This is a genomic window from Paenibacillus sp. AD87 (assembly GCF_001659845.1).
GTDB classification, from domain to species: Bacteria; Bacillota; Bacilli; order Paenibacillales; family Paenibacillaceae; genus Paenibacillus; species Paenibacillus marchantiae.
On record NZ_LXQN01000007.1, the window covers coordinates 3,327,922 to 3,343,819 of the forward strand.

Annotated in this window: 18 protein-coding genes; 1 reads left to right on the top strand and 17 read right to left on the bottom strand. The window is 41.7% G+C overall.

Annotated elements, in window-relative coordinates; genetic code table 11:
- Nucleotides 1–225: 225 nt before the first annotated feature.
- From gpAD87_RS14460 to gpAD87_RS14530, 15 genes are all read right to left on the bottom strand, one after another.
- Complete coding sequence (locus gpAD87_RS14460) at nucleotides 226–1,161, bottom strand: acetamidase/formamidase family protein (RefSeq protein ID WP_157258467.1); 936 nt, start codon at nucleotides 1,159–1,161, stop codon at nucleotides 226–228.
- Between the two features lie 215 nt (nucleotides 1,162–1,376).
- On the bottom strand, nucleotides 1,377–1,640 hold the full coding sequence (locus tag gpAD87_RS14465; protein WP_064638991.1) for a hypothetical protein: 264 nt from the start codon (nucleotides 1,638–1,640) through the stop codon (nucleotides 1,377–1,379).
- Between the two features lie 226 nt (nucleotides 1,641–1,866).
- The gene (locus tag gpAD87_RS14470) at nucleotides 1,867–2,454 is read right to left on the bottom strand and encodes a histidine phosphatase family protein (protein ID WP_064638992.1); all 588 of its coding nucleotides are present in this window, start codon (nucleotides 2,452–2,454) and stop codon (nucleotides 1,867–1,869) included.
- Nucleotides 2,455–2,984: 530 nt separating this feature from the next.
- Nucleotides 2,985–3,533, bottom strand: a complete 549-nt coding sequence (locus gpAD87_RS14475) for an ATP-binding protein (protein WP_064638993.1) — start codon at nucleotides 3,531–3,533, stop codon at nucleotides 2,985–2,987.
- A gap of 177 nt (nucleotides 3,534–3,710) precedes the next feature.
- Nucleotides 3,711–4,559, bottom strand: coding sequence for a hypothetical protein (locus gpAD87_RS14480; RefSeq protein WP_197521339.1), 849 nt, complete (start codon nucleotides 4,557–4,559; stop codon nucleotides 3,711–3,713).
- 91 nt (nucleotides 4,560–4,650) lie between these two features.
- Nucleotides 4,651–5,079: an NUDIX hydrolase gene (locus gpAD87_RS14485; RefSeq protein WP_064638994.1), complete on the bottom strand. Its 429-nt coding sequence runs from the start codon at nucleotides 5,077–5,079 to the stop codon at nucleotides 4,651–4,653.
- Nucleotides 5,080–5,321: 242 nt separating this feature from the next.
- Nucleotides 5,322–5,975, bottom strand: a complete 654-nt coding sequence (locus gpAD87_RS14490) for a lysozyme inhibitor LprI family protein (protein WP_064638995.1) — start codon at nucleotides 5,973–5,975, stop codon at nucleotides 5,322–5,324.
- A gap of 264 nt (nucleotides 5,976–6,239) precedes the next feature.
- Nucleotides 6,240–7,022 (bottom strand): nucleoside phosphorylase, encoded by a 783-nt coding sequence (locus gpAD87_RS14495; RefSeq protein ID WP_064638996.1) that lies wholly within the window; start codon nucleotides 7,020–7,022, stop codon nucleotides 6,240–6,242.
- A 246-nt stretch (nucleotides 7,023–7,268) separates the two neighbouring features.
- The gene (locus gpAD87_RS14500) at nucleotides 7,269–7,745 is read right to left on the bottom strand and encodes a GNAT family N-acetyltransferase (protein WP_064638997.1); all 477 of its coding nucleotides are present in this window, start codon (nucleotides 7,743–7,745) and stop codon (nucleotides 7,269–7,271) included.
- Nucleotides 7,746–7,962: 217 nt separating this feature from the next.
- Nucleotides 7,963–9,060 (bottom strand): Gfo/Idh/MocA family protein, encoded by a 1,098-nt coding sequence (locus tag gpAD87_RS14505; protein WP_064638998.1) that lies wholly within the window; start codon nucleotides 9,058–9,060, stop codon nucleotides 7,963–7,965.
- 94 nt (nucleotides 9,061–9,154) lie between these two features.
- The gene (locus gpAD87_RS14510) at nucleotides 9,155–10,327 is read right to left on the bottom strand and encodes a Gfo/Idh/MocA family protein (RefSeq protein WP_064638999.1); all 1,173 of its coding nucleotides are present in this window, start codon (nucleotides 10,325–10,327) and stop codon (nucleotides 9,155–9,157) included.
- A complete protein-coding gene (locus tag gpAD87_RS14515; RefSeq protein ID WP_064639000.1) occupies nucleotides 10,324–11,238 on the bottom strand; it encodes a sugar phosphate isomerase/epimerase family protein in 915 nt (304 codons plus the stop codon). Before gpAD87_RS14515 ends, gpAD87_RS14510 begins: the two co-directional genes overlap by 4 nt.
- Nucleotides 11,239–11,469: 231 nt before the next feature.
- On the bottom strand, nucleotides 11,470–11,967 hold the full coding sequence (locus tag gpAD87_RS14520) for a metallophosphoesterase family protein (RefSeq protein ID WP_064639001.1): 498 nt from the start codon (nucleotides 11,965–11,967) through the stop codon (nucleotides 11,470–11,472).
- A gap of 36 nt (nucleotides 11,968–12,003) precedes the next feature.
- A complete protein-coding gene (locus gpAD87_RS14525) occupies nucleotides 12,004–12,435 on the bottom strand; it encodes an Rrf2 family transcriptional regulator (RefSeq protein WP_063563238.1) in 432 nt (143 codons plus the stop codon).
- 62 nt (nucleotides 12,436–12,497) lie between these two features.
- A complete protein-coding gene (locus gpAD87_RS14530) occupies nucleotides 12,498–12,875 on the bottom strand; it encodes a DivIVA domain-containing protein (protein ID WP_024630343.1) in 378 nt (125 codons plus the stop codon).
- Between the two features lie 205 nt (nucleotides 12,876–13,080).
- Between gpAD87_RS14530 and gpAD87_RS14535 the strand changes: the two genes are divergently transcribed.
- Nucleotides 13,081–13,647, top strand: a complete 567-nt coding sequence (locus tag gpAD87_RS14535; protein ID WP_063563237.1) for a TraR/DksA C4-type zinc finger protein — start codon at nucleotides 13,081–13,083, stop codon at nucleotides 13,645–13,647.
- 154 nt (nucleotides 13,648–13,801) lie between these two features.
- On the opposite strand, the gene gpAD87_RS14540 is transcribed toward gpAD87_RS14535, so the two are convergent.
- Together gpAD87_RS14540 and gpAD87_RS14545 are read right to left on the bottom strand one after the other, a co-directional pair.
- Nucleotides 13,802–14,485 (bottom strand): ArsR/SmtB family transcription factor, encoded by a 684-nt coding sequence (locus gpAD87_RS14540; protein WP_063563236.1) that lies wholly within the window; start codon nucleotides 14,483–14,485, stop codon nucleotides 13,802–13,804.
- 110 nt (nucleotides 14,486–14,595) lie between these two features.
- Nucleotides 14,596–15,882, bottom strand: coding sequence for an MFS transporter (locus gpAD87_RS14545; RefSeq protein WP_064639002.1), 1,287 nt, complete (start codon nucleotides 15,880–15,882; stop codon nucleotides 14,596–14,598).
- Nucleotides 15,883–15,898: the final 16 nt, after the last annotated feature.

Here is a 15,898-nt window from a genome sequence, read left to right on the forward strand (position 1 = left end):
ATCCTTAATGATGAGTTGAGACCACTAAACATTAAAATCATGAAAGATATTCATATGTGTTTTCTTTATTTCAGGTACTGAGTATAACGTTCTTTTATTCTCGAACCTTCCCTGCCTCCGAATCAACTTCTTTAAAGCCACTTCTTATTACTTACGTCCGATCAAGGATCCGGAGGCGACGCAGCGTGAATACGATATTGGCGTCCTGTTCAAGTTACGCTCGAATCACTTCAAAATTCCATGTGGGAGACAGGTATGTACCCCTTTAACCCCATTTACAATTTGCGTTATACGTAGATCAACAACAGAACTCCCTAAAGCAATAGCTTCAACACGATTTAAACCATACAACTCACCCATCAAGGTAAGCATTCCATCTAAAGCTTGAACGGTTGCTTCATTAAGATCTTCATGAAACCCAAAAGTAATCCACCCTGCGGGAGTATTAGCTCGGGGGTTTAACAAATCTATGCCTTCAATCAAATTTACAGTTATATCAACAACTTCCATCGGACATTCAATAGCTTGGCAACTGATTTCTCCATCCCCTTGCAAAGCATGACCATCTCCAATAGCAAGGTAACCCCCATCGACAGAAATAGGAAGATACAATTTGCTGCCTTTCACAAGCTCTTTACAATCAATATTTCCACCACAATATCGTGGTGGCCAAGTAGAGTGAATTCCTATGTCATCTGGAGGCATTCCAATAACGCCCATGAAAGGTCGTAATGAAACCGAGAAGGAGTTGCCGTTGATTTCACATACTCCCACCATGGATTTATTATCGAGTTTCCAATCAAGGCTAATTTCCTTAAATTCGGTCAAATGTAACTTCTGGTTTTGCCAATTAGGATATTGACCTGCAGCAGTAAAACCATATTGCCCAGGTATAATATCATTAAACTCAATCTCTAAAGTCATGCCTTTCTTAGCACCTTCAATATAAATAGGTCCCACCAAGGCGTGACCCCCATCAATTTTTTCTTTTCTTGAAAATGGTTTCCTTCTCTCACTATTACTTCTCCCAGTACCCCAACCTGCGTCTAATGTTTCAAAACATATGGAATCACCAGATGACACTGAAATGATTGGAGTTACTTCTTTAGTAAATGAACCAATTAATATTTCTTGGGATAATTCAATTTTGTGTACCACCATAATATCGCCTCCAATGCGGTATTATCTTTATGCCAATTTTGTATAACGTTTCGTATTCGCGACGTCACCGACTTAAGTCTCCGTCAGCAGCTGGCCGCGAAGCAGTTAGTCGGTGAAGATGTGTCCGACTGCTTTCATTTCCCTGAAATGCATCTGCCGTATCAAAGGCCGAATGGCGCGAAACTTTAATATTTAGTTATACGAAGCACTTCTCATCATTGAACTACATTCAGAATCTCAATTACTAAAATCGCTTCTTCTTTATATCCTTCAAGATCGTTTAGATTAAACCATTCAGGTTCATTATCCCTAGATTGATAGAATCTAATTACCACATCTTCTCCTTCGATTGTAGAACTTAGAATCAAGATACAATTATCCCATTCAATAAAATTGGGATTTAATAAATCCGAATTTATGAATTTATTTGTTTGAGATAACTCATCCAATAAATTCTTCATTGCCTTATTTGTTTTCATGTTTTCCCGCTTTCGAAGTGTTTCCTATAACGTTCGGGTATTCACGACGTCCTATCGACTTTAGACAGCGAAGCTACCGGGTAAACATCAGCGCACTTAATCGATTGGATGTGTCCGGCTGATTCCACTTCCTTGCTACTGAAAATCTAGCCCCGAATATTCCTCTAACTTCTGTCGGACCGAGGGGCAAATGCCCCGAAGCTTGAATATGGTGTTATCAGATGGATTAGCCTTCTTTGATATTACCCTCTAGATGTTTTGTACAGTTATGCAGTTCACATATCCATTGATTATCTATTTTCTTTAAAATAGTTATTGATGTATTGCCAAAATCTTTTGTAGGAAAATCAGGAACTAAATTAATAAAGTTAAATTGAATTAAGGCACCATGAGAAACCACCAACACCTTTTCACCTTGGTGCTTCATCATTATTTCTTCTAAAAACTCTCCACCCCTCTTTTGGACAATCTCAATTGGCTCAAGTCCAAGATCTAATTCTATCCAACCTGTTCCCCACTTTTCTATTCGTTCCTCTTCAGTAGTACCTTCAATCAATCCTCCGGACCTTTCCCGAAGACGATCATCAAAGTGAATATCTACTCCGATAGCACTCCCTACAATAAGAGCAGTTTGCTTTGCTCTTGCTAAAGTACTTGAATAAATATGATTCCAGTCTTCTGATCTTAATCTCGTTTCTAAAAGTTCTGCTTGATTAATCCCATCCTGATCCAGCGAAATATCAGAGTTACCCTGTGCTCGTCCTTCTTTATTCCAACTCGTGCTACCATGCCTTATCAGTGCTATAGTCGCCATTTAGTACTCCTTCAATGTTTAAATTATAGATTTGCGTATCTTTCCGATAATTGAAATATTCGCGACGTCCATTCCCTATTTATAGCTCTTATCTTAGGAGAATGGGTACCAGCCTGATTACTCTTCTCAAATATACTTCTGGTAGATCAAGGGCCCTATGATCTTTCACTTAGTTTATCTATAATCGTTTCACATTCATTGTGGTTTCTCATTCTAGTACTTGCTTTTGCTTCTCTGACCATATCCAAAAGTCGTCTACTATCTCGTCATTTTTTTTTGTAAATATCTTAAGATGGGTCATGTTTTAAAAGATATAGGTCTTCCATCTTTGTTTTCCCTATCTGACCTGCTTTACGGTAATTTCACCTAACGATATTGTATTCACGACGCGAGCCGGCCTTAGATAGCTCCTATCTTAGGTCGGCTCGTGTGTCGTCCGATTTCTACCATGATTATACATCGGGACGAACAAGGGGCGTAAACCTCACAGCGTGGATATAATGTTATCTGAAGGATCAGCCTTCATCGAATCATCTAGTACCCGTGATTGCTATTATTTGTTGAATAACTTCCGCTGTATTATTTGGGTCCTTAATGATAAATATATAATTTGCTTCATCTTTACTAGGTTGTATTTCTAACAAATTTTCTTGTCTCTCCAATACTTCCAAAAAGCTTGAAGCACTTCTAAATATAGCTTTGCTTCTTTGCGTGCGTATAACGCGATCTTTCAATAAATCATCGGGTAAATCAAAATACACAATGATACTTTTAAATTCTTTGTTATGAAAATATCGGAGAACTTTTGCTCTTCCTGATTTATTCAAATTAGAGTTACTTAAGATAATGCGGAAATTGCTTTGCTCCGTAGCATAGTTAACAATTGCGTCAGTTACAGAGAATTTTAAAGTGTTTGGGCCTTCTATAGGGCGAAGTTTCTTGTAATGCTCATTAATAAATTCAGCATGATTATCTTGATCAATTACAATAGCTTGTTGTAATACGGATTCTAATTCTTTGGCAAAGGTGGTTTTGCCACTATGAGTTTTTCCTACCGTCATGACTACCAAGCGTTCCATAAGAATCTCTCCTATTTCTATTATGGTTTTTACCGGTCTCTCACTTAAAGTTCTCGTATCCACAACGTCTCATCGCCCGGTCGGAACGAGGGCCCTATGCATGAATATAGTGTGATGTGATGCTTAAGACTTCATTTGAATTTCTCTCGAATTCCTATTCCTATATCTGTACAGTCATTACCAATCTTCAAGTTCTGAAAGTAATACACCTTTTTTGGTAAGTTTAAGACTTTTATTGCTTGTAAAACCTTCAAAACTCTGAATTTGCTTATGGATAAATGAGAATTCAAATATCTTTGTAAAATCTCCATTCAAAGTAAAATGAACTTTACTTTCTTCTGGAACAAATATAAGCGAAATTTGGGTTGGATAATCCCCACTTTGCTGAGCAGTACCCTTAAGCAAGTTAAGGCCTGTTTCAATATTAAATGTTTCTATGTTATTTGTAATGACTTCATAGGCCTTTATATATCTATCCTTTCCTGGTCCTTCAACATTCTTATATTCATTATTGAAATTATCCGATACAGGAAAATTAGTTAGTACCATGAAGTCCCTATCGGAAGAGTTAATATCAATGTTCTTTCTTCCAGGCTCAACAATATATGTCTTCCGATTTCTCCCGGCTATCAAACTGTGGACACTATGACTCGGGACATTAACAATTACGTTATTGGTTAAATATTCACTTAATTGAGATAACTCGATCCGTCCTGAAAGAATTTCATCAAACAATTTCATAATATGTACGCAATTCTTGCCACGTCTATATTTGCCTTCTTCAATTGAATCGACCATTAATAAATTCATGAATGTACCACTACTATTCAAACCGAAGGCTGGATAAAATTGTCCATCATCATTCTGAAGGACTAATAGTTGATCTTCGCCAATCATAATAATTTTGATTGGTCTTCGAGAAATATCGAAGTTCATACCAATAAATGTCTTGTCTAAATGAACAGCGAAACTAGTACACATTGAGGTAATCTCCTTTATTGTTTTTTCTTTTTTCCGCCATTCCAAAGTTTCAAATAACGTTTCTGTATTCGCGAGGTCCATTCCCCTTAGAGAGCTCTTATCTTAGGGAAATGAACCTCGCGAACAACTAACAAAATTACTTATTGCCTTCGTTAAAATATGTTATTTCATGTCCATCTATTAATCTTCTTAATCCATCTTTATAGTAAGGCATCAATTGTTCAGCCTTCTCTATATCAATCCAAGCTATTTCAGAAATTTCATTAGGTCTAACTATTTCTTCATTCCCACCGATTACCTCACCTTTAAATGTTATAAATATTACATGTTCTTCTTTTTTCGGAAATTTACATTCATTTACTGCCACTATTCCATGAACTTTAATATCTAGTCCAGTTTCTTCTTTAGCTTCCCTTATTGCTGCTTGCTCTAATGCTTCTTCTCTTTCAACAGCCCCGCCTGGAAGTGACCATCGGTCACTAGAATCATCTACATTCCTTACCATTAATATTTTGGAATTGGTTGGGTCAGTAATTAAGGAATAAGCTACATCGACTCTGATCATTATGTTTGACTTCCCTTCTGATTTAGATCTGAATATCTTTTCACATAACGCTCTTGTATTCACGAAACGACCCAGCCTTAGATAGCTCTTCTCTTAAGCTGGGTTGTTTGTTGTCTGAGTATCCTTCCATGATTATACATCTGATAACCGAGGTTGTAGCCCCGCAACATGAATACATTGTTATGTGCCGTTACTGTCTTCGAAGCAGCATCACCTAGAAACCTTTGATCAAGCTTCCAACTCTATTTTTTACTTTGGTATAAAAACTCAACTTCACTATCTAGCAAATATCGATATTCAAATAATTGCATTGTTCTTTCCCTAATTCTCTCCCGTATAACCGTGCCTAGGCTTACCGATCCTTTTGATCCAAGGTAACCATTATTAATAAATGTCTTCTCTACAAATGTTGTTTCCCTTAAGTGATACTGTAACCATTCTTTCTGCGATTCGATTAGTGCTTCTCTTGGTTCTCTATCCAACTTAGAAAGAAGCTTTTTATATATTTGATTCAACTCTTTATCCCAAATTTCTGTATATTTGCTTTCCAACGCTCCCCATCCCATTGTTGTAATAATCTCTTTGGAATTTTGAAATTCATTAAATTCTACTTCATAATCATGATCTATAGGATTTCGAAGCATTTCATCATAAAATTCTCCTTTTAAATCGTAGTTCCCAATTCTCATGGATAACACTTCATTGTTAGAAGGCTCTGATCGACCTTCTGTTATTTCTTTCGATTCTGTTCCATTACCTTTACTCTCTACATCAGGATGCAGTTCAGAATTCATTATTGATTTAGTTTCGCTATTCAAAGTAGTCGATTGACTAATATTTTGACATGATGAAAACATTATCGTAATAAAAAATAAGAAGAGTATCTTACCTTTCATAAATTATCTCCTTAAATATTATCTTTAATATTTACCGGTAATGGCGCATAACGTTGTTGTATTCACGAACCCGAGAGGCTTAAGGTCCGCTAAGACCGGGTGGCTACGCCACTTAGCCTCGCAGGATTGTCTGCTGAATCCACTTCTCCGAAATGCCCCTTGCAGACCAAGGCCCCTTTAGGGGCCGCAGCGTGAATACGGTGTTGTCTACTTAGTATTTCCCTTTTAATAAATGCATTAATAAATGGATTATAGCTATTTCAGTTATAAAGAACTGCATATCCGCATTGATATTTGAACAAGGTTTTCTCTTATTTCTGATCTGCTATTCCAACTTCGACTATCCCATTCGACACCACTTAAATCATCACCGCCATACAAGATAACACCTAATTTTACATTTCTAAATTGTGAAACAGCCATAAATGCTGCTGCTTCCATTTCTACAGTTACACACCCTTCTGCTTTCCGCAACTCAACCTTTTCTTTAGTCTCTCTATAAAATGAATCTGTCGTCCAAGTTTTGGCCTTAATATACCTTATATTATGTATATTAAAATCGTCCTCTATGAATTTTAATACCTCTAGATTACATTCAACTTCTCTTGATGGCTTAATGTAATGGTATGATACTCCTTCATCTCTCACTGCCGAAACTGGTACTATTACATGTCCAACAGCAATGTCTTTTTGTAATACACCTGCACCACCACAAACTATAAATTTCTGAAAACCATAGGCTATCAGTTCTTCTAAGAATCCTGCTGAACCTGCAGCTCCTAAATACCCCAAAGTAATATGTACTTTTTTCCCTTGATAATATGTTTCATATATTGGTAAATCTAAAGTCTCGCAATGTAGACATGCAACTTCTTTCAACTTTCCCTCCGTTTTCATTTTTTCAATTACATCTCGAAAAAATGTTATTACACAGTATTCAAATTCTTCTTTTGGCTTGATAAAATTAGTTGCTTCTATTATTGCAACTCGCGATTCATCAAATTCCAATATCGGGAATTCATTACTATCGATTTTTCTGCTTTCCATCTCGACTTACCTCCAAAGTAATTTAAATTTTTTTTATTATTTCTTTGCAGCTATTACATATAACGTTCGCGTATTACGGACGTTCAATCGGCTTAAGGGCCGTAGGTCCGGGTGGCTCTGCCACTTAGCCGATTGGATGTGTCTGTGTCACCTGATTCAGCTTCTACGAAACTCTTCTTGGTGACCAAGGGAGCGTAGCGACCGATGTGTAATGCAATGTTATCAGATGTAACATGATCCCTTGAATCAACTAATAAAATTCTGTATTCTTCTTCCATTCTCTATCCGCTCTTTAAATTGCCCTTTTGTATATTCATCAATGGTTTTATTCCAGAATATCTGAGCCGATTTGTTTCCTTCGATCTGATAGACTTCCCATTGTCCTTTATATAAATCAAAAATACGAGCAGCTACAGCTTTGCCAATCCCTTCTCGTCTATATTTCTTTAATATAAAAAATTCAGCAATTGAATAGTAATCACGTTCAGCCGTTTCAATTAATCTTACCAATACAAAACCCACATACTTATTATTTTGTTTAATTAAATATGGAAATCTATGATTCTTTTCTATCCAGTAATCTTCTAATGGATAAGCTCCGTATAGCCCATCTTCTTCTACATCGCATTTTATAAATTCTGAAAAGTCATAAATATAAAACTGCATCAAATTCGCCAAAACTTCCTTACAATCTTTGTTTGCTTGAATTATTTCAAATTTCATTTGATGTTCTCCGCTCTAATTTATATATTCATGTTATTTCCGATAACATCTAATTTATGTACTTCGTAAACACCACACATTCAAGCCAATTTCCGAACTACTTTCATAATAAACCATATTGTTCCATTTGCGAAGGTACTACAACAAACAAAAGAGCGGCCTTTACATCAGGCCGCTCTCCACCTACATAATCTATTACTATTTTAAATAAAACCCTTTACTTCGCACCACTACTCCATACAACTCTCTCACTCATTGCCTTATGCTGTGCAATCAAGCAAATTTCTGCCGCTTTGAACGCATGCTCCTGTGTCATCGCATTCTCTGTTCGATCGAGACAATCCCGGATCAGTTCACCAAAGAATGGATAACCGATCTGTCCTTTGACGCTATAACGGTATTCCCCTTCATGGTTAACCAGGTACACCTGATCGCCCTCAGGCTCTCTGGCTACGTCGATATACTTACGCAGCTCAATGTATCCGTCTGTTCCCAAAATAACCGTTCGCCCATCGCCCCAGGTACCCAAACCATCCGGTGTAAACCAGTCTACCCGGAAGTAACCGGAAGCCCCGTTGTTGCCGATCAGTGATGCTTCGCCAAAGTCCTCTAGTTCTGGAAATTGTGGATGATTGAAATTGTTCACCCGACTGAAGGCCACTTCTGCATCTGTACATGAAGCAAAGGTCAGAAACTGCTCGATCTGATGACTTCCAATATCACAGAGGATGCCGCCATACTTTTCATGCTGGAAGAACCATTCAGGCCGACCACCCGCATTCAATCGATGCGGTCCTGTCCCCATAACCTGTACAACCTTGCCGATCGCTCCCTGTTCGATCAGTTGTCCGGCATAGATCGCACTTTCCACGTGCAGACGCTCACTGTAATAGACCATATACTTCTTCCCAGTGCGTTTAACCTCTTCACGCGCAAGGGCCAGTTGATCCAGTGTAGTAAAAGGAGCTTTGTCCGTAAAATAATCTTTGCCTGCGGCAATGACTCTCATGCCGAGTGGCGCACGCTCCGATGTAATGGCTGCTCCGGCTACGAGCTGCACTTCATCATCAGCAAGTACCTCCGCTTCAGATGCCGCGATCTGTGCCTGCGGGAACTGTTTCCGAAAAGCCTCGACTTTAGCTGGGTCAGGATCATATACCCATTTGAGCGTTGCCCCAGCCTCCACCAGCCCGCCAACCATACCGTAGATATGTCCATGGTCCAACGCTACAGCAGCAATGGTAAACTCACCTGGACCGCATACGATCTCTTTTTTCAGACTCTTTGGTGCATAAAACATGCCGTCTTTAGCCATACCTTCTCCACCTTTCCAATTCAATTGGATTTTCCGTTTATCGGTTCAGTTATCCTGTACACGCCTTAAGTTCAGCCTGGTGTATAAGTTCCACTTACTTAAATGTCTTTGACAGATCAGCAGGTTGACTGCCACTCTCTGCCTTGTCTTTCCTTGTATTTGAACTGGCAATCCGCTGCTGCAAATGCTCATAGAACAAATCCTCATCGATCGGCAGATCTACCCAGTTATCGGTCCAGGTTGACAGCAGCATAGCATTAGACAAAGTCAAACCATGGATACCCTCTTCACCGGGAGCAATGAGCGGTGTCCCGTTCAGGATGGCATCGATCCAGTTGCGAATCAGGCCAGGATGTCCGGTTTCCACACCCGTAATTGGCACCTCGCATTTCCAGCATTCCGGCTGTCCAAATCCTCCTTTAAATCTCTGATTGAATTCAGGCTCGGGTTCACGAAGACGCCAGAAGGTCAACTGACCATCTTCAATGACAATTTTCCCACGATCCCCATTGACTTCGAATCGGTTGGTGCCTGGTGCTTCACCCGTTGTGGTCACGAATACACCTGTTGCTCCATTTTCATATTCGACATATGCCGTTACATCATCTTCCACTTCAATGTTCCGGTATTTGCCGAATGAACAGAAGGCACGCATACGCACCGGCATCATGCCGATGGTCCATTGCCACAGGTCCAGTTGATGAGGGTCTTGGTTGATCAGGACACCGCCCCCTTCACCAGCCCACGTTGCCCGCCAGCCGCCTGAATCATAATAGCTCTGAGAGCGATACCAGTTCGTAATAATCCAGTTGGTACGCCGTACCTCACCCAGTTCTCCCGAGGCAATTAGATCTTTTAGTTTGATATATAAAGGGTTGGTTCGCTGGTTATACATCATGGAAAACACTTTGCCGCTGGTAGCCGCGGCTTCATTCATCTTGCGTACCTGTTTGGTGTATACTCCGGCAGGTTTCTCAATCATGACATGCAAACCATTCTGAAAAGCCTGAATGGCCTTTTCGGGATGGTCATAATGCGGGGTTGCTATAATTACCGCATCAATCGTCCCTGATGACATCATCTGCTCCGCATCCTGCCAATAGGTGACTGAAGCCGGAAGATTGCTGGATACCCAGCTCTCCATTTCTTGTCTCACATCACACACAGCCACCAGTTCTGCACCAGGAACTTCTCCTGCAACCAACGTTCTGGCATGGGCTGTACCCATATTCCCAATTCCAATAACGGCTACTCGAACCAAACTCATACCTGTACCTCCTCGTCCACACGACGTTCAATTTCGGCAAAAACATCTGCAAAATGCTGTAACATCGCCTTCGATTGCAAGACCCCGCTAAAATCCTCAATCCCGTAATATCCATCATACCCAACGGATTTAAGGTCACGGAATACTTGCAACCAGTTCACCACGCCTTCAGTCAAGGGGGCCCACTGACAATGCCAGTTTGATGTTAGCAAGATTTCTGTATTTTGTTCATTCACACTGGAATTCGAATTCTTGTTTGATTCATCCTTGAACCAAGCCGCATTCTTCACATGCACATGTGCCAGATAAGGTCCCAGTAATTCCAGTCCCATACGATGGTTCTCATATCCTTCATGCACCATGTTGCCTGGATCGTACAACACCCCTACATGCTGTGAATCCAGCGATTGCACGAGCCGATAAGCTAGTGATGCAGTGGGGGCAATCGTTTGATGATGGGTTTCTACTACAGCTTTTACCTTATACTGTTGGGCCATCTCTTGAACCTCGTTCAGATAATGCACAGTTTGTTTGTATAATTCAGGATAGCTGGTTTTGCGATCATAACCGGGAACCCCAACACGCATTATGGATGCTCCTAAGGCTTGTGCAGTTTGAAATGCTTGCTCCGTGGCAAGCAGATCTCCACAGCTCAGATATGGCACCAATGCAATCGACTGTCTGCCATGCTTTTTTGCCGCTTCACGTAATTCCGGTACCTGTTCCTCCCATTGATCCGGATCTATCGAGCAACGATTATGTCTCCAATAAGAAGGTTCTTCGGACAAAGCATCCGCCGGTATTCCACGATATCTCCATTCGATCCCTTCAATGCCTGCTGCGGCTGCAGCAGAAGCCAATTCTTCTGCGGTCAAGTCCGGTGTGGCAACAGTGAATACAGACAATTTCATCAACATTCATCTCCTTATGTAAACGTATTCAATTTATTGTTGTAAACGCATTGTATCATTCATACGAAGGCCACCATAGGGGGCAACGAGAAGAGATGAATGACAGATAAACAGCGGACCATATTCCCCATTCAGAGATAACTTGCAAGTTCCCTTTTGAATGCATACATAACAAAAAGCACCCCGAATAACAGAAGATCCTTCTGATTCGAGATGCCTGGTTTGCAACTTCTATTTTACATCATAAAAAACATGTTCCGCCTGCAATTTCCCTAAATTTGTAGTCATGATACCAAAAGAATATTGGGGCTGAAAGCGCCGATCCGTAGGAGAGCCCGGATTAAATATCAGCACATCATTGACCGTATGCATCACTGGAATGTGCGAATGTCCAAAAATCACAGCATCCACCTGCTGTCCTGCAAAAGTGTGAATCGCATTCTGCTCTGTAGACTTCGATCCCAGATGACCATGTACAAGACCAAGACGCAAACCGTCCGCTTCAACGATGCGGGAGAACCCGAGTTTTTGACCTATTTCAGGCGGGTCCGTATTGCCTGCAACACCTTCAATGGGGGCGTAAGCGCTGAGCAGCTTGTGTACACTCCAGTCCGACCAATCCCCGGCATGGAGAATCAGATCAGCATCTGATAGCGCCTCAACCAAGGGATCGGGTAACTTACGTGCTTTTCGAGGTAAATGAGTGTCCGAGATGACAATAATTTTCATAGTACAGCACACCTTCCCTTTCCCTTACATTACGCTTTATTCGGCATGTGATGGAACTTCAAGCTGGGAACAGGAACGCTCCATATCTTCAAGAGTAATGGATGCGAAGAACTGTTCCACCTTTGCTTCGGCAACCTGATACAGATTGGTCAGAAGGCTGTCAATACGAAGGCCAACATCACAATTCGGATTACAGTTACCATGAATCGGAAACAATGGCCCTTCATCCTTGGCAGCCTGATAGATCATGGCTAATGTGATTTCGCTTGAGGGTTTGGCGAGGTAAAATCCTCTTGTTCCTGGTGAGGAGTCCACAAGTCCTGCCTTTTTCAACCCACCGAGAATACGTCTGACCACGACAGGGTTGGTATTCACACTACCTGCAATCAGTGCCGAAGTGATTCGTTCAGGCGCGCTGAAAGACAACAACAACAAACAATGCACACTGACCGAAAAATGAGTACTCATGATTAACCACCTTTTATTTGAGCATTATAATGCTGATTTTATATCATCCCGGATGTGTAGACTTACTCGGAGAACAGGTCCTGTTCAGGGCGTGCTCGGATTTTTAATTGCCGAACGCTGTACTCCAATTGTTTCACAATATCATCCAGTTGTTTGCGATCTATCTTCGTTGGATCTTCCACTGGCTTCGCCGACGACTTCAGATCCCGAATCGTTAACTGCTGCTCTTGCCACTTGTCCATCAGATCCGCTATATTGGCATAGAAACGTTCGTAATCTTTAATAACCAAATCAAGATAGGCATCCACCTCATCCGGATCATAACCACGAAGTTTATAGTTGAATTGTTTTTCATGAATCGATAAAGCGTCGAGCTGCACGCCCAATTGCTTGAACAATTGTCTTTGTTTGTCCAATCTTCGTTTCATATGCTCATCCATATTGACAACCCTCCATTATCAAACGCGCCGCGGTAAGCACAAGAAGATCTTCGATACCGCCGCATTTTCTCTCTATATTTTTTATAACACATTATCCGTCAGATATAAAATCGAACGAACCTCTTTACACACGAAACTGATTGCTTCTTATGAAATTCGGGTAAGGACTGACTACAACCCCATTGCGGGAAAGGAGCATGTCCTTATGAGTACATTAACCAAAGATCAACTTCAAGAGCTGAAAAACGCTCTTTTGGAACAACGTGAAAACCTACAGCGCCATTTTGAATCCAGCATGGAAGACGGTGCTCCAGCCGAGTCCCTGAAAGATTCAACTGGTGAGCTGTCATCATACGATAATCACCCGGCAGATGCTGGTACGGAGACGTTTGAGCGAAGCCGTGACTTAGCGATAGATGATACGTTGACCGACGAGTTCAATCAGGTGAATGAAGCGTTGGAGCGAATCGAACAAGGAACGTATGGCTCCTGTGTGACGTGTGGTAAGGATATTCCTTTTGAACGACTCGAAGCGATCCCTTACACAGCCTACTGTATCGATGATACGCCTAACCGCGAGTTAAGCAACGAACGGCCTGTTGAGGAGCAAGTCATGACGATGCCGCCGAGCGGTGCCGGAGAAGTAAGACAGCGCAATGCTGGCAAGTTCGATAACGCTGACGCCTGGGAAGCCGTCGAGGAATATGGCACATCGAACTCCCCCGCAACCGCAGCCAAACGTGACGTGAAAGATTATGATGAAAACATGTAGTTTATGAACGAATAAGGTCATTTTCGCAATAATAGGTACATGTTTTCCATCATGCCAAATTACGCATGAAAAAGCCGCCAATGGCGGCTTTTTTCTTGGTAGCATATCATCTTTACACAGATGAAACTTCAATATGACGATGAATATGCTTCGATTACTCTTCCGCCTGACCACCAGACGAGGATTCCTTCTGCTTTTTAGCAGGTCTTGACGTTTTCGCAACAGACTTGCCCTTATCGGGTGAAGCCTTCTTTTTCAATTTTCCAGCGGTTTCCGAAACGGGCTTATTCACCGTATCTTTGGATAGGGAACTGAATAAATGAAAGACCTCTTGGTCCGCATCATGCCTGTCTTTCGTTAAATAGGGTTCACACATCTTCGTAATGTTGTTGTACAACTGCTCTACTTCTTCCCGGCTAGCATACAACGTCATATCTGAGATAAACATACGGTCCCCGTTTTCCGCCTGATTCATAAATCTCCGACGGCTCTGCTCAAACATTTCATTTAACAATTTGAAGGTTTCGGAACGAAATACCTCCTTCAAAGGTGAGTTCTCTTCATCTTCGTTACGGAGCTGGATTTCTCCCTTGAAGGGCTCATAATATTTGGCGATGATTCCATTAATTTCACGAGTGGATACGATGGTAAGCAAACCGATTTTCTCCAGTTTCTTCACATGATAATGTACCTTGGCTGGCACTTCGCCCATCTGGTCTGCGATCTCTTTAACCGTAGAGGGTCTGCCCTGTTTATTAAACATATTCAAGATCTGTATCCGATACGGATCGGAGTAGACCTTGATTTCTTCAATCGTTGAAAGTACTTTGCGCTGCATACCTGTATCCTCATTTCCGGGGTACCTGTTGCCCATCATGTGTATATTATACCGTCCGGACAGGGTTACGGTCAAAACAGGCTAGCGATAACACGTTTGAGGAAGCCTTTTTATAGAACGGTGCGGAAAGTCTTGCTCAGAAGCACCAAAACGGCTGACATGGCAAGCAAAACACCAAACACGATAAATAGAATCGGCAATGCCACCCAATCGGCAAGGGCTCCTGAAACCAAGCTACCTAATGGAGCAACACTCACGACGAGCATAGTTTGAAGGGCATACACTCTGCCAAGCATCTCGGAAGGCGTAACTTCCATGAGATAGGACGCAAGGGGTGTTGTAGCAAGTGGAATCCCCATACCCATCATCAGACAAAAGACAGCAGCAACAGGCAGCTGGTAGGACGTCATGTAAGCCGGGAGTGCGGTCATGGCATAACTGAGCCCCAACATGACAATACCTACAATGACCAGCACACTTTTACGGTAATTCGATCCTCGATGAGACAGCCACAAGCCACTCAGTACCATGCCTGCCACAATCAGCCCACTGAGTAGACTTAATCCTCCCGCTCCGGCGTGCAACGTTTCAATGACATATGGCGTGCGAAGAACATTGAATGGCATCAGACAAAAGTTAACAAAGGCAAACAGAATGGAGACGATCAGTAACAACACATGTTTACGCATAAAATGAAAGGCTTCTGTCATTTCAGAGAATATACTTTTTCTTGCTGGTGGATAATCAGATGAATCAAATGACGTATTATCATTGTTAGATGATATAGAAGTTTTCGGGTACCCCACACGGCTCATCAGGAGTGCACTTAAGGCAAACAAGCCCGCATCGATCAATATCGTCCACGTGATCCCTGCCGTTGCAATTAACGTTCCCGCCACTGCAAGTCCTGCGAGTTCTGCAACCCGGGTTGCAGATGATGCCATGGCATTACCAGACAGCAGCATTGATTTGGGAAGTAATCGCGGTACAGTGGATACCTCTGCGGGTGACGCGAAACATTCCAGAAGGGAATTCAGAATGGTGATGACGAACAGATGCCAGACTTGCAGCTCACCCAGACCAAATAATAGTGCTGTAATGCCAACAAATAATCCTCGACCAGTATTCGTGAGCACAATCACCTTTTTGGGCGACATGCGATCAACCAGTGCTCCGACAAACAGCCCCAGAAAGATACTTGGCAAAAAGTTAACTGCCAGCAGTGTTCCCATCAGCAGCTTTGAACCTGTCAAAATGTACACCATCCAGCTATAGGCAATGGAATCAATCGAATCGCCGAATCTGGATACTACCTTGCTCACCATAAACTGCACATACGGTTTAATCCGAATTAATTCCCCGATCCCTTGTTTGCGTGCGACTGTACCTTCGCTCATGATTACTCCGCCTCTC